The organism is Enterobacter cloacae complex sp. P2B (assembly GCF_014895985.1).
Lineage (GTDB): Bacteria > Pseudomonadota > Gammaproteobacteria > Enterobacterales > Enterobacteriaceae > Enterobacter > Enterobacter bugandensis.
In genome coordinates, this window is the sequence record NZ_JADBQQ010000005.1 from 48,201 (window position 1) to 70,203 (window position 22,003).

Genomic DNA, 22,003 nt, shown 5'->3' on the forward strand with positions numbered 1-22,003 from the left:
GCCTTACGTTCTTTTTGAGCGCATCGCCGCCTGATGTCCTGCAAGGGTACCAAAAATAATGATATCCGCCACCGCGTTACCGCCGATACGGTTGCCGCCGTGGATCCCCCCGACCACTTCACCCGCCGCAAACGCCCCCGGCAGTACGTTGTGGTTGCTGTCCAGCACGCAGGTTTCGGTGTTGATGGTCACGCCGCCCATGGTGTGATGCACGCCTGGCGCAATCTGAATAGCGTAGAAAGGCCCTTCGTTGATAGGCGCACGCAGCGCGGTGGTACGACCAAAATCGTCATCGTGCTGTTTTTCAACGAAACCGTTGTAACGTTCCAGGGTCGCGAGGAAAGCGTGGTGATCCATACCGAGCGCTTCCGCCAGCGCTTTTGGCGAGCTGGCGCTGGTCACGAAGCCTTTCGCAATATACTCATCCGCGGCTTTGTTTTTGGCACGTACGTGCTCGTCAAAGACGATGTACGCGTATTTCTCCGGCAGCGCGATGATTGACGCCGAGACTTTATCGCGGGTCGACATTTCGTTGTAGAAGCGCTCCCCTTTCTGGTTGACCAGAATCGCCCCGCCTCCGCGGATGGATTCGGAAATCAGGTACGAGGTGTTCTGCTCAACGGTTGGGTGAATTTGGATTTCGCCCATATCCACGGTGCCCGCCCCGATGCGCTCCAGCAGCGCGATACCGCCGCCGGTTGCCCCTTTGTGGTTGGTGGTGACGAACCCTTCCAGATCCGGACGGTATTTGACGACCATCTGGCTGTTGGCGCTGAAGCCGCCCGTCGCCACGATCACGCTTTTCGCTGCCACGGTGACGGTTTCGTTCTCTTCAGTGGTCAGGCGAACCCCGGTCACTTCACCGTTCTCGAAGATGATGTCGCTGACGGAGGTATCCAGCATCACCTCGATGTTGCGTTTGTTGACGTTACGCACCAGGCCGCTGATCAGGTAGCCCCCCACCGCAGAGCCGTCTTTTGGACGGTGAGTACGGTCGATGCTCATCCCACCGGTGGTGGTGATGTCGTTCAGCATGATGCCGCGCGTTGCCAGCCACTCGATCGCCTGCGGCGCGTTCTCGACAAAGCGGCGCAGCAGTTCAGGGTTGTTCTTGTTGCCGCCGCCTTTCAGGCTTTCCTGGTAGAACAGCTCTTTGCTGTCCTGAATGCCCTTCACGCGCTGGAAGCGGGTTTCGGCGGCATTCATACCGGCAGAGGCTTTAATGGTGTTCCCGCCGATGGTCGGCATCTTCTCAACAATCAGCACACTCGCGCCTTCGTCGTGAGCCTGAATCGCCGCCGCCAGACCGGCGCCGCCGCTGCCGACCACCACCACGTCCACGCTGCGGGTTTCGTTCGGGTCAACGCCCTCTTCCGCTGCCAGCGCTTTGCTGGATTTCAGCATCGCTTTAGAGACCGCTTTCTTCACCGCTTCACTCTGGCTGGTTGCACCGGTGATGGCATCCACGTGCGGGGTATTGGCGTCCAGAATGCGGGTACGGATCTCTTCAAAGCTGGTGACGAACTCAACGTCATCGCTCGGGCCAGAGGCCAGCTCGATGTCCGCAATGCGGTCGGTTTCCAGACTGACGTTAATCACCAGCTCGTTCGCGTCGTCCTGCACCTTCTCGGTGAACATGCCCGGTTTGAATTTCGATTCGCCCATGCTCATGTCGCGGATCATCGCTTCCACCAGCGAGAAGCGCCACAGCGGTTCAGGAATGCTCAGTTCCTCGCGTTTGGTGCTGTCCATAAACAGCTCAAGGCTTTCACCCGTCGCGATGCGGTCGGTCCAGTCCGGGTAGGCAATAGTGGCGCGGCCAACGGCAATCAGGTCGTAACCGTGATCCAGCGCTTCATTCACGTCTGACGCATTCACCACGCCGCCCACGCCCATCACCGGAACCTGCGCCAGCGTTTCAGAACGCATCGCGCAATATTTTTCGATCAGCGGCGTCGGGTCCTGGGTGTCGACAATGGACGGACGCAGGGTCGCGCCGACGGAGAAGTGCAGGTAGTCCACGCCGCGCGCCGCCAGTTTTTCCAGCAGGTACATGGTGTCTTCAAAGCGGATGCCCGGCACTTCCAGCTCTTCAGGGGAGAAGCGGTAGCCAATAATAAACGCGTCGTCCGCGTACTGGCGCACCATTTTGTGGGTGATGTCCAGCACCGCCAGCGGGAACTTCGCGCGGTTGTCGCGGCTGCCGCCCCACTCGTCGTCGCGCTGGTTAGAGTTTGGAGAGTAGAACTGCTGAATCAGGTAGGTGTTCGCCCCGTGGATTTCCACACCGTCAAAACCGGCCTGGATGGCGCGGCGCACGGCTTCACCAAACTTGCCGATCATGCCTTCCACTTCTTCGGCGGTCAGGGCAACCGGCGTTGCGGCACCGTCACGCGGCGCGGCCACGGCGCTTGGGCCAACCGGGGTACGGCCACCGATCAGTTTCGGATCAACCATGCGGCCACCGTGGTAGATCTGCAGCAGGGCCTTAGATCCTTTGGATTTAATGGCCTCGGCGATTTTCGCCAGCCCGGCGATTTTCTCGTCGTTATCAATACCAATTGCGCCCGGGAAGGCGAGGCCGAGATCGTCGACGAAGCAGCACTCCACGATGATGGTGCCAATGCTGCCGGAACGGGCCCGATAGTACTCCACCAGCTCGCTGGTGACGGTGCCGTCATAATAGCCGGTACAGGTGGTCATAGGGGCCATTAACAAACGGTTTTTCAGTTCAGTGCCATTCGGTAATGTGAAGGGGCTAAGAATGCGTTCGTTAGTGCTCATAATAGAAACTCCAAACTTTTAAAAATTGAAAATTCGTTATCGGATTGATTTTTTATTTCGTCGTTCTTTGCCGATGTCATGATATTAATATAATGATTTTTTTAGTTTCTAAAGTTATTACGTTAGTTAAAAAACTATTTAATCCCTGTAATAACACTAATAATACATTGGTGTTAGCGATTGTCATTCAGGCATTCACAATATTTTAAAATACGTTAAATAAAAAATGGTAAAACCATTACACCAAAAACCAAAAACACCTTTTAAAATCAACTAAATAGCAATTATTAAAAATTCAAATTGTTACAGAAATGATAAAATAAACCCGCAAAAAAGATAATAACCACATACGCCAGAGTGGTTATTAATAAAAGCATAAAAATAACGCTGCAATTCTGTTTTTTTGATCTCAATCAATAGTCATGGCATTTAAAAGCGCAATATAAAAACATCATCATTTTTTAATTTAACGCACACAAAAAAGCGTTAAATCGCTATTACTGAAAATACAAAAACGCACCTTTAATAACTAAAAAAAGCAAAGAAACTTAAGAAAGCAATTTTGACTTTTCAGTGCGACCGAATTTTTGACAACTTAAGACGTGAAACTATGAATACAAAAACTGCTGTAACGCCCCCTGTGGCGAACCAGGCATCAAATGGAAACGCAAAACGTCTGCTGATGATGGCACTGCCCGTCATCGTCGCCGTACTGCTGCTGTTTGTTCCGGTACCGGAAGGACTGCCTCCTTACGCGTGGCACTACTTCGCCATCTTCGTCGGCGTGATCGTCGGTCTTATCTTCGAACCCCTGCCGGGCGCGGTGATCGGCCTGACCGGCGTGGTCGCCATTGCCCTGTGCAGCCAGTGGGTGCTGTTCAGCCCTGAACAGCTGGCTGACCCGAAATTCAAGCTGGCGGGCGCCTCCTTTAAGTGGGCAGTGAGCGGGTTTGGTAACTCCACCGTCTGGCTGATTTTCGGTGCCTTTATGTTTGCCGCGGGCTACGACAAAACCCGCTTCGGCCGCCGTCTGGCGCTGATTCTGGTGAAGTATCTTGGCCGTCGTAGCCTGACGCTCGGTTACGCGATTACGTTTGCGGACCTGCTGCTGGCACCGTTCACTCCGTCCAACACCGCGCGCAGCGGTGGGACCATCTACCCGATCATCGCTAACCTGCCGCCGCTGTACGGTTCAAAACCCAACGACCCAAGCGCGCGTAAGATTGGTTCGTACCTGATGTGGGTGGCGATCACCGCGGCCTGTATCACCAGCTCAATGTTCCTCTCTGCCCTTGCGCCGAACCTGCTGGCCCTGGCGCTGGTGAAAAGTACGGTTGGGATCGACATCTCCTGGGGGACCTGGTTCCTCGCCTTCCTGCCGCTGGGCATCCTGCTGATCCTGACCATGCCGCTGCTGGCCTACTGGTTCTACCCGCCAGAAGTGAAGGTGAACAACGAAGTGCCGCTGTGGGCGACCCGAGAGCTGGAAAAACTGGGCAAACTGTCCCGCAATGAGATCCTTCTGCTGGTGTTCGTATGCTGCGCGCTGCTGATGTGGATCTTCGCCGCCGCGTGGATTGAACCCGCGATGGCGGCCCTGCTCATCGTCGGCCTGATGCTGTGGACCGGCGTGCTGGAGTGGAACGATATCACCGGCAACAAAGCGGCGTGGAACACCTTCGTCTGGTTCGCCACCCTGGTGGCGCTGGCGGATGGCCTCTCCTCTACCGGCTTTATCAGCTGGTTAGGTAAAGAAGGCGGCCTGCTGATGAGCGGTATCTCTCCGGGCGTGGCGACCATCGTCCTGCTGCTGGCGTTCTACCTGCTGCACTACCTGTTTGCCAGCACCACCGCGCACACCACGGCGCTGCTGCCAGCGATGCTGACCATCGCCTCCACCATTCCGGGCATGAATATGGAAGTGTTCGTTCTGCTGATGGTGACCTCGCTGGGCGTGATGGGGATTATCACCCCGTACGGTACTGGCCCAAGCCCGATTTACTACGGTAGCGGCTACCTGCCAACCAAAGACTACTGGCGCCTCGGCACCATCTTTGGTGCCATCTTCCTGGCGGCCCTGCTGCTGATTGGCTACCCGTGGATGTCCATGATGTTCTGATTCCTGACCGCCGGACTTCTCCTCCGGCGGTTTTATTTTTGTGGAGCAATACTATGTCGAATAAACCGTTTTTTTATCAGAACCCCTTCCCTCTTTCGCATGACGACACCGAATACTACCTGCTGACCAACGAGCACGTCTCCGTTGCCGAATTCGACTGCCAGGAAGTGCTGAAGGTGGAGCCCGAAGCCCTGACCCTGCTGGCGCAGCAGGCCTTCCACGACGCCGCATTTATGCTGCGTCCTTCCCATCAGAAGCAGGTTGCCGCCATTCTTAACGACCCGGAAGCCAGCGAGAACGATAAGTACGTGGCCCTGCAGTTCCTGCGCAACTCGGAAATTGCGGCGAAAGGCGTGCTGCCAACCTGCCAGGATACCGGCACGGCAATCATTATGGGTAAGAAAGGCCAGCGCGTCTGGACCGGCGGCGGTGACGAAGCGGCCCTGAGCCAGGGCGTGTATAACACCTATATTGAAGACAACCTGCGCTACTCGCAGAATGCGGCGCTGGATATGTTTAAAGAGGTGAATACCGGCACTAACCTGCCCGCACAGATTGACCTCTACAGCGTCGACGGTGACGAGTATAAATTCCTGTGCATGGCGAAGGGCGGCGGCTCTGCCAACAAAACCTATCTCTACCAGGAAACCAAAGCGCTGATTACCCCGGCGAAGCTGAAAAACTACCTGGTTGAGAAGATGCGTACCCTGGGGACCGCAGCCTGCCCGCCGTACCATATCGCGTTTGTTATCGGCGGCACCTCAGCGGAAGCCACGCTGAAAACCGTGAAGCTCGCCTCCACCCGCTACTACGACGCGCTGCCAACCGAAGGCAACGAGCACGGCCAGGCGTTCCGCGACGTTCAGCTCGAACAGGAACTGCTCCAGGAAGCACAGAACCTCGGCCTCGGCGCGCAGTTCGGCGGGAAATACTTCGCCCACGATATCCGCGTGATCCGCCTGCCACGCCACGGTGCCTCCTGCCCAATCGGCATGGGGGTCTCCTGCTCCGCCGACCGTAACATCAAGGCGAAAATCAACCGCGACGGGATCTGGATTGAGAAGCTTGAGCACAACCCAGGTCAGTATATTCCTGAATCCCTGCGCCAGCAGGGCGAAGGCAACGTGGTGAGCATCAACCTGAACAAGCCGATGAACGAGATCCTGGCGCAGCTTTCCGCGCACCCGGTCTCTACCCGCCTGTCGCTGAACGGCACCATTATCGTGGCGCGCGACATTGCCCACGCGAAGCTTAAAGAGCTGCTGGATAACGGCGAAGCGCTGCCGCAGTACGTCAAAGATCATCCGATTTACTATGCGGGTCCGGCAAAAACCCCGGAAGGCTACGCGTCTGGCTCACTCGGCCCGACCACGGCGGGGCGCATGGATTCGTATGTCGACCTGCTGCAATCCCACGGCGCGAGCATGATCATGCTGGCAAAAGGCAACCGCAGCCAGCAGGTAACCGACGCCTGTCATAAGCACGGCGGCTTCTACCTGGGCAGCATTGGCGGCCCGGCGGCGGTGCTGGCGCAAAACAGCATCAAGAGCCTGGAGTGTGTGGCCTATCCTGAGTTGGGTATGGAAGCGATCTGGAAAATTGAGGTGGAGAACTTCCCGGCGTTTATTCTGGTGGATGATAAAGGCAACGACTTCTTCCAGCAGATTCAGAACAAGCAGTGCAAAGGCTGTTCACAGCGCTGAGTGCTTCCATACGTCCGGCAGGAGCGACAGCGTTTCAGCGATCGTGCTGCGCTTGTCGCTCCCCGGCTTCCAGATGGTGACCATCGTCTGACCAATCCCCTGGCTGCCCACTTCGGTGTGCAGCCTTTTTACGTTTTGCCACTGACCGGCATGAAAATGCGTCGGTAAGAATCCCCAGCCGCAGCCGCGCTCCAGCAGACCGCGCAGCATCTCCGGTTCGTTGGTAAAGAGAGTATGCCCGGAGATCTGCAGGCGGCGCGCCACCGGCTCGTCCGAGGCGGGGTGCATGACGACCTGGGGCACCAGGGAGAGATCGAGCAGCGACAGTGGGGAAGCACTGTCCGCAAACAGCCCGCGGGCGGCATAAAAATCCATATCAATGGCGCCGAGGGCGCGCCACTCCATATCATTGCCCACGCTGCGGTTGCGCGCCTGGCAGATGGCCAGATCCGCGTCGTTGTTCGCCAGCAGCCGTTCCGATTCATCCCGAGAGGTGCAGATAAGGCTCAGCCGGATGTTTCGCGCGGCCATTTCAGCAATCATCCCGTGCAGAAAGGCTCTGGGCGTAAAAGGATCGTAGGCCAGCGTCAGGTCCTGCGTGGCACCGTGCGGCACCTCTCTGGCAAACGCCTCAAAGGCTTTTACCTGCCGCATCAGCAGGTGCGCCTGGCGCTGAAGCTGTTCCCCTTCGGGCGTGAGCCGCAGGGTGCGGCCGTCGCGAATAAACAGTGCGTAGCCCAAGCCATCCTCAAGAAAATCAACCAGATCGCGAAGCGTCGTGCGGTCCTTCTTCAGCGCCACCGCGGCTTTACTCAGGCCCCCGTTCTCGGCCACGGCAGTAAATGCCTCGAGCTGTGCAAAAGAGTAAATCAGTCCCGCCACGCTACGCTCTCTCTGTTTTATAGGGGGATTTTCCCCCACTACGCGTTTTTTATTATAGCCCCGGAGTTTTTAAACTGAAGCCGTTCTTAACCTGAAAGAGACGGATATGAAAAACAGAAAAGTAAACCATGCCCTGCTGGCGGGCCTTATCTTCAGCGCCCTGCTCTCCCCTGCGGCAGTGGCCGCCTGCAAAGGCACCGACCTTAGCGCCTGCCCTGCCCCCTTTGACGCCGCGCTGCCGGACACCCATAAGATGCTCACCTGGAGTCAGGCCGACCGCGTGGTGGGCTTTCGCAATGACTACCGCAACTACGCCGGGGATGTTTTCCGCCACGGTAGCGCCGTGGCGCTGGAAATGTCGGATAAGCCGCTCACTGACGCATGGTATCAGGTCAACGGCAGGCGCTACGGCCTTCAGGAGTACCTTAAACGCCAGAACGTAAGCGGCATGCTGGTGCTGAAGGACGGCAAAATCGCCTGGAAGTACCTTGGAGAGGGCAATACCGACTCCACGCTCTGGACCTCGCGCTCGGTTGGGAAATCGGTGGTATCGGCGCTGGTGGGCGTGGCCCTCAAAGAGGGAAAAATTCACTCGCTCGACGACCTGGTCACGCGGTATGAACCCGACCTGAAAGGCACCGCGTGGGACGGCGTGACGCTTAAGCAGCTTATCACCCATACCTCCGGCGTGGCGTGGAACGAGGATTACACCAACCCTAAATCCGACTTCGCGCAGCTCACCGAGTGCGAGGCGAAGCCGGGTACCTATGACTGCGTGCGCAAGCTGGTGAAGGGGTTACGCAGGGCGCACCCGGCCGGAGAGAGCTGGTCTTACTCTTCGGCCGGCGCCTGGCTGCTGGGTGACGTGCTGGAGCGGGCCACCGGCATGACGCTGGCGGCCTATCTGGAGAAAAGCATCTGGCAGCCTTACGGCATGGCGAGCGACGGCGTGTGGCATGCCTACAGCAAAGGCCAGCATGACGTTGGCGCGCACGGCTTTAACGCCACACTGGAGGACTGGGGGCGCTTCGGGCAATTTATCCTGAGCAACGGTACGCTGCCGAACGGTAAGACCATCCTGCCGGAAAACTGGATCCGGCAGTCGTCAGACTGGACGAAGGCCAAAGGCTCGGTCTCAGACGCCCATCCCGAGGGGCTGTACGGCTATCAGTGGTGGAACAACGAAGTGCCCGCCAACGCCACGGGCGTAGAGCCGACGGCCCAGGATTCGCTGAAAGGTTCACTCTGGGCGCTGGGCATTTTCGGGCAGATGATTATGGTGAACCCGAAGGAAAATCTGGTCATCGTCCAGTGGTCTACCTGGCCGCAGGCGGAACCGTCCTTCAGCGCCCAGCCGCTGGAAGCCTCTCTGATGTTTAGCGCGATTGCCAGGGCGCTGCGCTAAATGGCCTCCGCCGGGTAACGACGCGGTTACCCGGCTCATTCTAAAACGCGCCTCTGCGCTACATCACAAAACCGCAATATCAGAGACTTACAGAATGTTGGTGAATAAAAAGCCAATATTTTGTTAAGTTATTGTTGCCATTAATTGTATTTATTCGCCGGATTATATTCATGCAAGAAATGCATCAGTCGATGCGGCATTTGCGCTTATCTAATTCCTCATCCTGATCCAGTTTTCAGAAACAGACGCGTAAAACGTCAACAATAAACTGGAGATAACCATGTTTTCCTCAACCTCACCTGCAACCGTACGCTCTAAGGCGGGCGCGATACTTCGCGTGACGTCCGGCAACTTTCTTGAGCAATTCGATTTCTTTCTTTTCGGCTTCTACGCCACCTACATCGCCCACACGTTCTTCCCGGCGAGCAGTGAATTTGCGTCGCTGATGATGACCTTCGCGGTCTTCGGCGCGGGCTTTTTGATGCGTCCAGTCGGGGCCATTGTGCTGGGGGCTTATATTGACAAGGTCGGTCGCCGCAAAGGGCTGATCGTGACGCTTTCCATCATGGCGGCAGGCACCTTCCTGATCGTGCTGATCCCGTCCTATCAAAGCATCGGGCTTTGGGCACCGTTGCTGGTACTGACGGGCCGTCTGCTGCAGGGCTTTTCCGCCGGTGCGGAGCTTGGAGGCGTCTCGGTCTATCTCGCTGAAATCGCCACGCCGGGCCGCAAAGGGTTCTATACCAGCTGGCAGTCCGGCAGTCAGCAGGTTGCCATTATGGTCGCCGCGGCGATGGGCTTTGCCCTGAACGCGCTGATGGAAGAGAGCGCCATTCGTGAATGGGGCTGGCGCATCCCGTTCCTGTTCGGCTGTTTAATCGTGCCGTTTATCTTTTTCCTGCGCCGCAAGCTGGAGGAGACGGAAGAGTTCAGCGCGCGCCGCCATCATCTGGAGATGCGTCAGGTCTTTAAAACGCTGCTTGGCAACTGGCAGGTGGTGGTCGCGGGCATGCTGATGGTGGCGATGACCACCACCGCGTTCTACCTGATCACCGTCTACGCGCCAACCTTCGGCAAAAAAGTGCTGATGCTGAGCGCCTCGGACAGCCTGCTGGTCACGCTGCTGGTGGCGATCTCTAACTTCATCTGGCTGCCGGTGGGCGGCGCGCTGTCGGACCGCTTTGGGCGTAAACCGGTGCTGATTGCCATGACCCTGCTGGCGCTGGCCAGCAGCTATCCGGCCCTGACGCTGCTGGCTGACGCGCCAAGCTTCTCCATGATGCTGAGCGTCCTGCTGTGGCTCTCCTTCCTGTACGGGCTGTATAACGGGGCGATGATCCCGGCGCTGACGGAAATTATGCCCGCTGAAGTCCGCGTGGCAGGGTTCTCTCTGGCTTACAGCCTCGCAACGGCGGTCTTCGGCGGCTTTACCCCGGTGATGTCCACCGCGCTGATTGAATACACCGGTGACAAAGCCTCGCCGGGCTACTGGATGAGCTTCGCCGCGGTGTGTGCCCTGCTGGCAACCCTCTACCTCTACCGTCGTCGCGCGGTATCGGTGCAAAACACCGTTAAGTCGCAGGAGGCCGCATGACTCGCACTTCTCGTTATGCCGCCACCGCGCTGATGCTGACGTTCCTGAGCGCCAATGCCTGCGCTCAGGAGGTGAAAGTGATGATTTCAGGCGGTTTCAAAGCCGCCCTTGAAAAGCTGGCACCGGAATATGAACGCCAGACCGGCGATACCATCGTGATTATTCCCGGTCCGTCAATGGGCGCTACGCCGCAGGCGATCCCAAACCGGCTCGCGCGCGGCGAGAAAGCCGACGTGGTGATTATGGTGGGCGATGCGCTGGCGAAGCTCGAAAAAATCAGCCAGACCCAGCCGGGTTCGCGAACCGAACTTGCGGACTCCCCCGTCGGAATGGTGGTGAAAAAAGGGGCGGATGTCCCTGATATCAGCAGCGAGGCGACGCTACGTAACGCGCTGCTTCAGACCAGCTCCATCGCCTATTCAGACAGCGCCAGCGGCAGGTATGTCAGCCAGACGTTGTTCAAGAAACTAGGGATTGAAAAGGAGGCGGCGGCTAAAGCAACGATGGTCGAACGCATTCCGGTTGCTTCGGAAGTGGCAAAAGGGAAATACGCCGTGGGCTTCCAGCAGGTGAGCGAGCTGCTGCCGGTTCAGGGCGTCACCTTTATCGGTAAAATCCCGGATAATCTGCAGTACATCACGCGCTTCGCGGGTGCGGTCACCCGTCACGCTGAACATCCTGACGAGGGGAAAGCGCTGCTGACCTATCTCGCCTCACCGCCCTCACGCGCCGTCATCGAGAAGACGGGGATGATCCCCGTTACGTCCGGCGATACCGCTCGGTGATCTCTTTTTCCAGTTCAGCCGCGATATAAGACTGGATGCGCCCCCGGCGCCGGATAAGCCCCACGGTGCGTTTCACTTCCGGCGCCACCAGCGGCAGATGCGTCAGCGGCGTGTACTCTGACGTCGGCATCGACATGGCGGGAACGGCGGCAATGCCGATCCCCGCCTCTACCATACCAAGCATCGTGGTGACGTGGCGCGTTTCGCAGACGCTGGGGCGCTCGGGAATGATATCCCCCAGCATCCGATCCAGCAGGTTGCGGTTCCCCGACGTTTTATCGAGGGAGATATAGTCCTGCTGGTAAAACGCCTGCCAGGTCAGGTGGCTCTTCTGCGCCAGCGGGTGGTCCTTTCTGCACGCCACAACGTAGACATCCTCCACCAGCGGGAAAAATTCAATTTCAGACGGCAAGTTTCCCGCAAAGCAGATGCCAAAATCCGCCTGGCTTCGGGCCACGGCGTCAATCACATTCCCCGCGCTGCTGTCGATGAGCTTAATGCGAACGCGCGGAAAGCGGGACTGAAAGCGACGGATCACATCAGGCATAAAATAACAGGCGGCGGAAGGTACCGCGGCGACCGTAATCAGCCCCGTCCGCTCTTCACTGGCCTTATCGACATCCGCCAGCATTGATTCTACGTTGTCGAGCAGCTGTGCTGAGCGTTCAGCAAAGTTTTGCCCGTATAACGTCAGGGCGACGCGGCGGGTGGTTCGGTCAAACAGCCTGGTTCCCAGCGCGGCTTCCAGCTTTTCGATCCTGCGGCTCAGCGCCGACTGGGATATGCAGATTGATTCAGCGGCGACACGGAAGTTACCGTATTCCACTAACGCCCTGAAGGCATAGAGATCGTTAAGGTCGAAATTCACGGGCATAGCGTCTGGATGTCCTGTCAGGGAAAGCAACAAAGTCAAAAATAATAGCGTCTTATTGACCTTCCGCAACCGGCGCGGTATTGAAATAGGTCAGAGGTCGTTGAGATTGAGGCGAATGCGCCCGGCCTGGTCAGCAATCGCCTGCCGTTCCTCTTCCTTCATATCCGCAAGCTGTTTATAGACAATGCCCAGGCGGGGATTGTTACCGAGGCGCGCCCGGTTGCGCGCAAAGAAATCCCAGTAGAGGGCATTGAACGGGCACGCCAGCTCTCCGGTGCGCTGGTTGTGCTGATACCGACACCCCTGACAGTAATTACTCATCTTATGAATGTAGGATGCGCTTGAGACATAGGGCTTACTGGCCAGTAACCCGCCATCGCCAAACTGGCTCATGCCGAGAGTATTGGGCAGCTCCACCCATTCAAACGCATCAATATAGACCCCCAGATACCACTCATGGACCGCCTGCGGCGACAGGCCGCTGAGCAGACTAAAGTTCCCGATCACCATCAGGCGCTGGATATGGTGGGCGTAAGCCTCGGTGAGCGACTGCCCAACGGCATGCGCCAGGCAGCGCATCTGCGTTTTGCCCGTCCAGAACCAGTCCGGCAGCGGGGCGTGCTGCTCCAGGGCATTCAGCTCGCGATAGCCCGGCATTTGCGACCAGTAGATCCCGCGCACGTACTCCCGCCAGCCGAGAATTTGTCGGATAAACCCTTCAACGGCAGGCAGCGGCGCGTGGCCAGAACGCCATGCCTGCTGGGCGGCGGCCACCACTTCCCGGGGATTAAGCATTTTGGTATTCAGCGCAAAAGAAATTAACGAATGAAAAAGAAAAGGTTCTTCCGCGTGCATCGCATCCTGCCAGTTTCCAAACTGCGGGAGCACGTGAGAAATAAACGCATCCAGACTGGCTTTGGCTTCCGAACGGTTGAGCGGCCAGCGAAAATTGTCGGCCTGCGGTTCGCCGAAGGTCTTTACGCCGCAGCGTTGGATCTCTGCCCACAAGGCTGAACGATCGTGGCGGGGGCGCGAGTCACCCGGTGCGGGCGGCTCGCCCGACCAGCGCCTGCGGTTTTCAGCATCATAATTCCATTTCCCCCCTTCCGGCTCGCCTTCAGAGGTCAAGAGAATCCCGTGCCGACGGCGCATTTCCCGATAAAAGTATTCCATTCGCCAGCTTTTACGCGACGCAAAAAACGCGCTTACCGCGTCCCGGGGGGTGAAAAAATGCTCGCTGCTGACGCAGGCTGTTTCGACGGACGCTGTTTTCGCCCACGCCTGCAGCTGCGCATCAAGACGCCATTCGTCGGGCTCCTGCCACAACACCCTGCCGGCGCTGTAATGCGTAACAAGCGCATTGAGATTGTCTTCCAGCGTGCCGCGGTTTGAACCGTCAGAGAGCCGGACATACCTCACCCGATGCCCCTTCTCTTTCAACGCTGAGGCAAACGCGCGCATGGCGGCGAAGATAGCGATAACTTTCTGGGCATGATGCAGAACGTATGCGGTTTCCGCCCGCAGCTCCAGCATCACGTAAATGACGTTCGGACTGCAGGTATCAAACCAGCTGTGATGCGGATTAAGCTGATCGCCCAGGATCAGGCGCAGCTCGGTCAACGGTGGCTCCTGCGGCAACGCTCGGAACAGTATTTAACCTCATCCCAGCATTTCGCCCATTTTTTGCGCCACGTCATGGGCCGCTGGCAGTGCACACACAGCCGACTGGGCAGGTCCTGCTTGTTGCCTTTGAAATCGCTCATCTTTTCAATACCATACTGATTTATTCACCCCACCTGCGGATAAAGGCTACGACAGACGTCACAAAATGAAGGTGATGCCTGCAAAGCGCTACCCACCGCTACGTACGAAATGATAGTTTATTCGGGCTGTAAGTGTTGCAATGATAACGTTCCCCTTTGTGTTCAAGTGACGAGTTTGCGAGCAAAGCGATGATTAAGTGGCCCTGGAAAACGAATGAGGCTGGCCGGGATATGGCGCTGCCGTGGGATGACGCGCTGGCGATCCCTGTTCTGGCGAATCTTAAGCCGGATGAACAATCGAAGCTGGTTCAGATGGCGGATCGTTTTTTGCAGCAAAAACGTCTGGTGCCGCTGCAGGGGTTCGAGCTTGATCCGCTGAAAAACGCCCGCATCGCCCTGCTTTTCTGCCTGCCGGTGCTGGAGCTCGGCATTGAGTGGCTGGACGGTTTTAATGAAGTGCTGATTTATCCTGCACCGTTCGTCGTCGATGACGAGTGGGAGGATGATATCGGGCTGGTACACAATCAGCGGGTGGTGCAGTCCGGACAAAGCTGGCAGCAGGGGCCAATTATCCTCAACTGGCTCGACATTCAGGACTCGTTCGACGCCTCAGGCTTTAATCTGATTATTCACGAGGTGGCGCATAAGCTTGATACCCGCAACGGCGATCGCGCCAGCGGCGTGCCTTTTATTCCGCTACGTGAAGTCGCAGGATGGGAGCACGACCTGCATGCGGCAATGGATAACATCCAGGATGAGATAGACATGGTGGGCGAAAGCGCGGCCAGCATTGATGCCTATGCGGCAACTGACCCCGCCGAGTGCTTTGCGGTGCTCTCGGAGTACTTCTACAGCGCCCCCGAACTCTTCGCGCCCCGTTTCCCGGCGCTGTGGCAGCGTTTCAGCCAGTTTTATCAGCAGGATCCGCTCCAGCGCCTGCGGCAAAATGAGGGCGCTGGCGGCCCTTCATCCCACCACGTCCATTAATTTTTTTCGACAGGGGTACGCTCGGTTAACCGTACCCCGATGCTCAGCGCTAAAAACAGCGCCGCCACGCCAAAGGCCGCCGTCGTTAAATAGTGTTCGCCGAAAAAGCGCGTCACAACGGGCACCAGCAGCGCGCTGACGCCATAGCCCAGCGTGTGGCTGGTCGCAATAGCGCCCGCCCCCTTCCCCGTGGTCAGGCGATCGTTCAGCAGCAGCTGATAGCCCGGCGTTGCCATTGCCGCGCCGAGCGAAGTGATAGCAATCCCCACATAGAACAGCGCCAGTTCGGCGATACACATTAGCGCCAGCCCAGCCACCATCAGCACCGCCGCCATGCAAAGCAGGGTCAGCGGGCTGAAATGCTGCGGACGAACCACCAGGAACTGCGCCGCGAGCGTAGCCAGCGCGGCCAGGCTCAGCAGGAGCGCAACATGATGGCTGATATCCCGGGCGTTGCCGTCCAGCAAGGGGCTGAGGTGCGGTGACAGGCCGAGCTGCATCAGGCTCACCAGCGCCGCCAGCAGCATCGCCAGCAGCAGGAACGGCAGCATGGACATCTGCAGGCGGGTCGCCTGGTGTGCCACCGGCGGCAGCGGCGGATCCGCCACCTCCCGCAGCACCAGCAGCAGAGCGATTAACGGCGCGATCGCCATCAGCCAGAGCGGCGCGACCGGGTTAACGCTGAGCATCAGCGCCGCCAGCGGAGGCCCCAGCAGGCGGCCGCAGCTGAGGCCGGAACTGATGGTTGCCAGCGCCGCCATGCGTTTATCCAGGCCCGCACGCTGAATGGCCCACGTCTGCGCGGCAGGCACCATGCCCGACACCGTCAGGCCATACAGCAGACGCGAGAGGATCAGCCCCGCCAGCCCCCAGGTGCTTTCCAGCCTCCCTGCCGCCATCGCCCAGACCACCAGCGCCATGACGCCAAAGCTGGCGAGATAGCCGCTGAGGGAGGACACCATAACGACCTTACAGCCGCGGCGCTCGCTCTGGCGTCCCCACCAGGGGGACGCGGGTAAAAAAAGCATGGAGCCGAACATCAGCAGCCCGGCCCAGACCGAGAGTGAAAGTCCGGTCAGGGTCACCAGCTGCGGAAGCATGACCAGCAACCCGTTTTGCCCGATGCCCAGCAGGCCCGCGCAGAGCGCCAGGGGCCAGTTGGCTTTGGAGGTGATATTTTCGGTCAACGTTTCAGAATCAGCGCGCATGAAAATGTGAACATAGTGTCAATAAATGTGTGGAAATTATGAAGTTAATGAAAACAAATATTGCAAAAATAGTTGCCACTGTAAACAGAATGAATATCATAACGAGAATTATTATCAGTCATGGAATGAGGTACATCTATGCGTGCTCTGCCCCGCTCTGCCGGTACAGACGTTGCAGCCCAGTGTTTTTTAAACGCCCTGTTACGCGAAACGAAGGACTGGCGCTATCTCCCTGCAGCCGCAGCGGATGAGTTAGCGCACATTCATATTCCACTCTCTTCCTCCCAGGCCCTTCGGGTTCCGGTACGCTATTTCTCCCCAACCCAGCATCATCAGTACCGTTTCCCGGCAACGCTTATTCAGAGTGATAGCGACAGTGGTGACGCCGTCACTTTCACTCAACTGATTGATTTAATTCTTGAAAAACCCTCAGTAAAAGGCTCACTGGATGCCGATACGCTGACGCGTTTTAAACAGCGCGCGCTGGAAAGTCATACCCATACCTGGCAGGCGATTGATTTGCGCCACGGCTGGGCAACGTTGCGCGACAAGCCCCTGACGTTTGCCGAAGCGGAACAGGCGCTGCTGGTGGGCCACGCGTTTCACCCTGCGCCAAAATCCCACGAGCCATTCAACGAAACCGAGGCGCGCCGGTATCTGCCGGATTTCGGCTCCCGCTTCCCGATGCGCTGGTTTGCCGTTGAGAGCACGCTCGTTGCCGGCGACAGCCTGAACGTCTCCCTGCGCGAGCGTCTGCTGCGCTTCGCCGCCCAGAGCGCGCCCGAACTGCTCGGCCACTTCACCGACACCCGCTGGCTGCTGCCGATGCATCCGTGGCAGGCCGACTATCTGCTGGAGCAGGACTGGTGCCAGCGTCTGGTGGAAAACGGTTCGTTGCAGGACCTGGGTGAAGCGGGCGCACAGTGGCTGCCCACCAGCTCCTCCCGCTCGCTGTACAGCGAGACCAACAGCGACATGATTAAATTCTCCCTCAGCGTGCGCCTGACCAACTCCGTGCGCACGCTGTCGGTGAAAGAGGTGAAGCGCGGCATGCGCCTGGCGCGGCTGGCGAAAACAGAACGCTGGCAAGATTTACAGGCCCGCTACCCGACCATGCGCGTGATGCAGGAAGACGGCTGGGCGGGACTGCGTGATGAAAACGGCGTCGTTCAGGAAGAGAGCCTGATGGCCCTGCGCGTTAACCTGCTGTTCGATACGCCAGACACCCAGACCAACGTGCTGGTCAGCCTGACGCAGGCCGCGCCTGACGGCGGCGACAGCCTGCTGGCCGCAGCGGTACGCCGTCTAAGCCAGCGTCTGGATTTACCGCTCGCCCAGGCCGCCCGCTGCTGGCTGGACGCCTACTGCGACCGCGTGTTGCTTCCGCTGTTCAGCGCCGAGGCGGACTACGGTCTGGTGCTGCTGGCACACCAGCAAAATATCCTCGTTGAGATGCAGCAGGATTTCCCCGTCGGGCTGATCTACCGCGACTGCCAGGGCAGCGCCTGGACCGAAGGGGCCGACGCGTGGCTGAAAGAGGCGGGCGAAACCGACGTGGAAAACCGCTTCGGTGAAAGCCAGCTGCTGCGCTACTTCCCTTATTACCTGCTGCTGAACTCCACCCTTGCCGTCACCGCCGCTCTCGCCGCCGCCGGTTTCGACAGCGAAGAGCACCTGATGTCCCGCGTGCGTGACGCGCTGGCCGGGCTGCGCACGACGGCGAAGCAGACCCGCTGCCTCGACTACGTGCTCGACAGCCCAACCTGGAACTGCAAAGGCAACTTCTTCTGCTACCTGCACGATCGCAATGAGAACACCATCGTCGATCCGGCGGTGATCTATTTCGACTTTAGCAACCCGTTTTACAAGGAGAAGGCGTGATGGCCATCGCGAATATCGTCCATTCCGGCTACGGCTTTCGCTGCACCGCAACGGAACAAAATCTGCCGCTGACGCTGGGTCTTGACGGCAGCGCGGTGCTGGAGCGTCTGACCGGGATCCCGGCCGGCTGGCTGGTGGAAGCCCTCGATCAGCTGTTTGTTGCCGCGCCCGCCCTGACCGGCATTACCCTGCCGTGGGCGGACTGGCAGGATGAACCCCAGGCGCAGGCGCTGTTTAGCCAGGCCCACGGGGATTATCTGGCGCGAGAAACCTTCTGGCAGCTACCGCTGTGGCTGCAAGGCGAACGTCCGCAGGCAAGCGGTGGGATGCAGTTTGATGAGAGCCGCCAGCTGTACTTCCCGCTGCGTCCTCGTCGCCCACAGGGCGAGGTGTATCGCCGTTACGATCCGCAAATCAAGCGCACTTTAAGCTTCCGCGTGGCGGACGTGGCGCTGGACGGCGAACGTTTCACTCAATGGATGAATAACCCGCGCGTGAACGCCTTCTGGGAGATGGCGGGCCCGCAGGCCGAGCAGGAAAACTACCTGCGCCGCCAGCTTGACTCGACCTACTGCTACCCGGTTATCGGCTGCTTCGACGACCAGCCGTTTGGCTATTTTGAACTCTACTGGGCGGCAGAAGACCGCATTGGCCGCCACTACCGCTGGCAGCCGTTTGACCGCGGGCTGCACATGCTGGTGGGCGAAGAAAACTGGCGCGGCGCGCAGTATATCCGCAGCTGGCTGCGCGGCCTGAGCCACTATATGTATCTCGATGAACCGCGCACCGCGCGCATCGTGGCCGAGCCGCGCTTCGACAACCAGCGCCTGTTCCGCCATCTGGCCTCCGCCGGTTTCGACACGGTGAAAGAGTTCGACTTCCCGCATAAGCGCTCGCGCCTCATCATGAGCCAGCGTCACCGCTTCTTCAGCGAGGTGGGTCTGTGAACGCGCTCTGGCAGAAAGTGAACCGCGAGATGGTGGCGAAGATCCTCGCGGAGCTGGAATACGAACGCACCCTGCGCGCTGAGCCCGTTTCATCGGACGGCTGGCGCATCGCCATGGGCAACGAGTGCTGGCAGTTTCGCGCCACGCGCGGGATCTGGGGCTGGCTGCATATCGACCCGGACAGCCTGACCACCGCCAGCGGCGCTGCCGTGGAAGCGGAAAGCGCGCTGCTGCAGCTGGCGACGGTGCTGGAGATGAGCGACGCGCAAACGGCGGAGCACATGGAAGATCTCTACGCCACGCTGCGCGGCGACATGCAACTGCTGCAGGCGCGTGAAGCGCTGGACGCGGACGCGCTGATCCACCTCGACCCGGACGAATTACAGTGTCTGATGAGCGGCCACCCAAAGTTTATTTTCAACAAAGGCCGCCGCGGCTGGGGTCTGGACGCGCTGCGCCAGTACGCGCCGGAATACCGCGGGCGCTTCCGCCTGCACTGGGTCGCCGTCCAGCGTGAACATCTGGTCTGGAGCAGCGACGCCGATTGCGACATTCACGCTCTGCTGGCCAGCACCATGGACGATGCCGAGCGCGCCCGGTTTGACGCTCGCTGGCAAGCGCTGGGTCTCGACGACGGCTGGCTGCCCGTGCCGCTGCACCCGTGGCAGTGGCAGCAAAAAATTGCCCTTCATTTCCTTGCGCAGCTGGCGCGCGGTGAAATGGTTGAGCTGGGCGAGTTTGGCGATGAGTACCTGGCCCAGCAGTCCCTGCGCACGCTCACCAACGCCAGCCGCCGCGCGCCGTATGACATCAAGCTGCCGCTGACCATCTACAACACCTCCTGCTATCGCGGCATTCCGGGCAAGTACATTGCCGCCGGGCCTCTGGCTTCGCGCTGGCTGCAGCAGCAGTTCGCCGCTGACGCCACGCTGATCCGCTCTGGCGCGCAGGTGCTGGGCGAACCCGCTGCCGGGTATCTGTCGCATCCGGGCTACGCGGCGCTGCCGAAAGCGCCCTACCGCTACCAGGAGATGCTGGGCGTGATCTGGCGCGAGAACCCATCCTGTTATCTGCAGGACGGCGAACAGGCGGTGCTGATGGCGGCGCTAATGGAAACCGACAACGCCGGGCGTCCGCTGATCGACGCGTGGATCACGCGCTCGGGGTTAACCGCCGACGCGTGGCTGGAAAAGCTGTTCGAGGCAACGGTGATCCCGTTCTACCACCTGCTCTGCCGCTACGGCGTGGCGCTGATTGCCCACGGCCAGAACGTGACGCTGGTGATGAAGGACTACGTCCCGCAGCGCATCCTGCTGAAGGATTTCCAGGGCGATATGCGCCTGGTGGAGGAGGATTTCCCACAGGCGCAGAGCCTGCCGGAGCAGGTAAAAACGGTGACGGCGCGCCTGAGCGCGGATTACATCATCCACGACCTGCAAACCGGCAACTTTGTGACGGTGCTGCGCTTTATTTCACGCCTCACGCTGCAAAGCGGCGTCAGCGAAATGCGTTTCTATCAGATCCTCGCCGGGGTGCTGCACCGCTATATGGCCGCGCACCCGGAGCTTGCGGAGCGCTTTGCGAAATTCGATCTGTTTAAGCCGCAGATTATTCGGGTGATCCTTAACCCGGTCAAACTGACCTTCTCCGAACACGACGGCGGCAGCCGCATGCTGCCGAACTACGTTACCGATCTTGATAACCCTCTTTTTCTGGCCTCCCGGGAGTCCGCGCAATGAAAACCTATGATTTCATCGGCATTGGTATTGGCCCGTTTAACCTCAGCGTCGCCGCCCTCGCAGAAGGTCTGGACGGCTTTAGCTCGCTGTTCCTTGAGCGTAAACCGCACTTCTCATGGCACCCGGGCATGATGGTGCCGGACTGCCACATGCAGACCAGCTTCCTGAAGGATCTGGTCAGCGCCGTGGAGCCGACCAACCGCCACAGCTTTCTGAACTACCTGGTGCAGCGCAAAAAGTTCTACCGCTTCCTGACCACCGAGCAGCGCACGGTTTCCCGCGAAGAATTTGCGGACTACCTGTGCTGGGCGGCGGACAACCTCACCAACCTCGCCTTCAGCCAGCAGGTGCAGCAGGTGAGCTTTGATGAGCAACGTGGCCTGTTTGAGGTGGTGACCCAGCGCGACCGCTTCCTGGCGCGCCACGTCTGTGTGGGGATTGGCAAACAGATCAACCTGCCTGACTGCGTCACTGCGCAGGACGATACCTGCTTCCACGCCAGCGAGATGATGCTGCGCACGCCGGACCTTACGGGCAAACGCGTTACCGTCGTCGGCGGCGGCCAGAGCGGCGCCGACCTGTTCCTGAATATTTTCCGCGGCGAATGGGGCCAGCCGCTGAGCCTGAACTGGGTCTCGCGCCGCAACAACTACAACGCGCTGGATGAAGCCGCCTTTGCTAACGAGTATTTCACGCCGGAGTATGTGGACAGCTTCTCCACGCTCGGTGAAGAGTCGCGTCGTCAGATGCTGCACGAGCAGAAGATGACCTCCGACGGCATCACCACCGAGTCCCTGCTGGCGATTTATCGCGCCATGTATCACCGCTTCGAAGTGCTGCGTGAAAAACCCTGGGCACACCTGATGCCGTCCCGCTCGGTTACGGCCCTGACGCGTCAGGAAACCGGACATCGCCTGAGCATTCAGCATCACCTCGACGGCGGCCACGAGCAACTGGAGAGCGACGTGGTGATTTTTGCCACCGGCTACCGCGCCGTGCAGCCCGCGTTCCTCGCGCCGCTGTCTCACCGCCTGCATCTGGATGCGGACGAAGCGTTCTGCATTAACAACGATTTCACCCTCGAATGGGACGGTCCGCAGAGCAACCGCCTGTTCGCCGTGAACGCCGGGATGCACCGTCTCGGCATTGCCGAACCCCAGCTCAGCCTGATGGCCTGGCGCGCGGCGCGAATTCTGAATCGCGCACATGCCGACGAGCCGTTTGAACTGGCCACCACCCCTGGCGTTATCCACTGGCGGAGCACCACCAGCCCGGAGAGCAGCCAAGTTTTTAAATCGTTAGCAAAAACCACTGAGTACTGACACACACAAT

The 22,003-nt window shown here is 59.0% G+C and carries 16 protein-coding genes; 10 read left to right on the top strand and 6 right to left on the bottom strand.

The features are described 5' to 3' along the window. Nucleotides 1-3: 3 nt before the first annotated feature. Entirely contained in the window at nt 4-2,784 is a 2,781-nt protein-coding gene (locus IM313_RS04570; RefSeq protein ID WP_192971740.1) for a flavocytochrome c, read from the bottom strand. 610 nt (nt 2,785-3,394) lie between these two features. Here IM313_RS04570 and IM313_RS04575 point away from each other — a divergent pair. Next, entirely contained in the window at nt 3,395-4,903 is a 1,509-nt protein-coding gene (locus tag IM313_RS04575) for an anion permease (protein WP_023325580.1), read from the top strand. A 53-nt stretch (nt 4,904-4,956) separates the two neighbouring features. Then, on the top strand, nt 4,957-6,606 hold the full coding sequence (fumA, locus tag IM313_RS04580) for a class I fumarate hydratase FumA (protein ID WP_192971739.1): 1,650 nt from the start codon (nt 4,957-4,959) through the stop codon (nt 6,604-6,606). Here fumA and IM313_RS04585 read toward each other — a convergent pair. Further along, on the bottom strand, nt 6,595-7,488 hold the full coding sequence (locus tag IM313_RS04585) for a LysR family transcriptional regulator (protein WP_192971738.1): 894 nt from the start codon (nt 7,486-7,488) through the stop codon (nt 6,595-6,597). The genes fumA and IM313_RS04585 overlap by 12 nt on opposite strands. Before the next feature lie 106 nt (nt 7,489-7,594). Between IM313_RS04585 and IM313_RS04590 the strand changes: the two genes are divergently transcribed. The 3 genes from IM313_RS04590 (at nt 7,595) to IM313_RS04600 (ending at nt 11,272) form a co-directional block, all read left to right on the top strand. Further along, complete coding sequence (locus tag IM313_RS04590) at nt 7,595-8,893, top strand: serine hydrolase (RefSeq protein WP_192971737.1); 1,299 nt, start codon at nt 7,595-7,597, stop codon at nt 8,891-8,893. Nucleotides 8,894-9,173: 280 nt separating this feature from the next. Beyond that, nucleotides 9,174-10,487, top strand: a complete 1,314-nt coding sequence (locus IM313_RS04595; RefSeq protein ID WP_192971736.1) for an MFS transporter — start codon at nt 9,174-9,176, stop codon at nt 10,485-10,487. Continuing rightward, entirely contained in the window at nt 10,484-11,272 is a 789-nt protein-coding gene (locus tag IM313_RS04600; RefSeq protein WP_192971735.1) for a substrate-binding domain-containing protein, read from the top strand. The genes IM313_RS04595 and IM313_RS04600 overlap by 4 nt, the downstream gene beginning before the upstream one ends. Here the strand turns inward: IM313_RS04600 and IM313_RS04605 are convergent. From IM313_RS04605 to IM313_RS04615, 3 genes are all read right to left on the bottom strand, one after another. Beyond that, entirely contained in the window at nt 11,247-12,146 is a 900-nt protein-coding gene (locus IM313_RS04605) for a LysR family transcriptional regulator (protein ID WP_028013727.1), read from the bottom strand. The genes IM313_RS04600 and IM313_RS04605 overlap by 26 nt on opposite strands. 90 nt (nt 12,147-12,236) lie before the next feature. Continuing rightward, nucleotides 12,237-13,766, bottom strand: a complete 1,530-nt coding sequence (locus tag IM313_RS04610) for a cryptochrome/photolyase family protein (RefSeq protein WP_192971734.1) — start codon at nt 13,764-13,766, stop codon at nt 12,237-12,239. Further along, entirely contained in the window at nt 13,763-13,909 is a 147-nt protein-coding gene (locus IM313_RS04615) for a DUF2256 domain-containing protein (RefSeq protein WP_072001212.1), read from the bottom strand. Before IM313_RS04615 ends, IM313_RS04610 begins: the two co-directional genes overlap by 4 nt. Nucleotides 13,910-14,098: 189 nt before the next feature. On the opposite strand from IM313_RS04615, the gene mtfA reads away from it, so the two are divergent. After that, nucleotides 14,099-14,896 carry a DgsA anti-repressor MtfA gene (gene mtfA / locus IM313_RS04620; RefSeq protein ID WP_192971733.1) on the top strand — a complete coding sequence of 266 codons (798 nt, stop codon included), beginning with the start codon at nt 14,099-14,101 and terminating at the stop codon, nt 14,894-14,896. Here mtfA and IM313_RS04625 read toward each other — a convergent pair. Further along, a complete protein-coding gene (locus tag IM313_RS04625) occupies nt 14,893-16,104 on the bottom strand; it encodes an MFS transporter (RefSeq protein WP_049000087.1) in 1,212 nt (403 codons plus the stop codon). The genes mtfA and IM313_RS04625 overlap by 4 nt on opposite strands. Before the next feature lie 138 nt (nt 16,105-16,242). Between IM313_RS04625 and IM313_RS04630 the strand changes: the two genes are divergently transcribed. The 4 genes from IM313_RS04630 to IM313_RS04645 are packed head-to-tail and all read left to right on the top strand — an operon-like array spanning nt 16,243 to nt 21,993. Beyond that, nucleotides 16,243-17,985: an IucA/IucC family siderophore biosynthesis protein gene (locus IM313_RS04630; protein WP_192971732.1), complete on the top strand. Its 1,743-nt coding sequence runs from the start codon at nt 16,243-16,245 to the stop codon at nt 17,983-17,985. Beyond that, entirely contained in the window at nt 17,985-18,932 is a 948-nt protein-coding gene (locus tag IM313_RS04635; RefSeq protein ID WP_192971731.1) for a GNAT family N-acetyltransferase, read from the top strand. The genes IM313_RS04630 and IM313_RS04635 overlap by 1 nt, the downstream gene beginning before the upstream one ends. Further along, nucleotides 18,929-20,671: an aerobactin synthase IucC gene (gene iucC / locus IM313_RS04640; RefSeq protein WP_370528567.1), complete on the top strand. Its 1,743-nt coding sequence runs from the start codon at nt 18,929-18,931 to the stop codon at nt 20,669-20,671. Before IM313_RS04635 ends, iucC begins: the two co-directional genes overlap by 4 nt. Continuing rightward, on the top strand, nt 20,668-21,993 hold the full coding sequence (locus IM313_RS04645; protein WP_192971730.1) for a lysine N(6)-hydroxylase/L-ornithine N(5)-oxygenase family protein: 1,326 nt from the start codon (nt 20,668-20,670) through the stop codon (nt 21,991-21,993). Before iucC ends, IM313_RS04645 begins: the two co-directional genes overlap by 4 nt. The last annotated feature ends 10 nt before the right edge of the window (nt 21,994-22,003 follow it).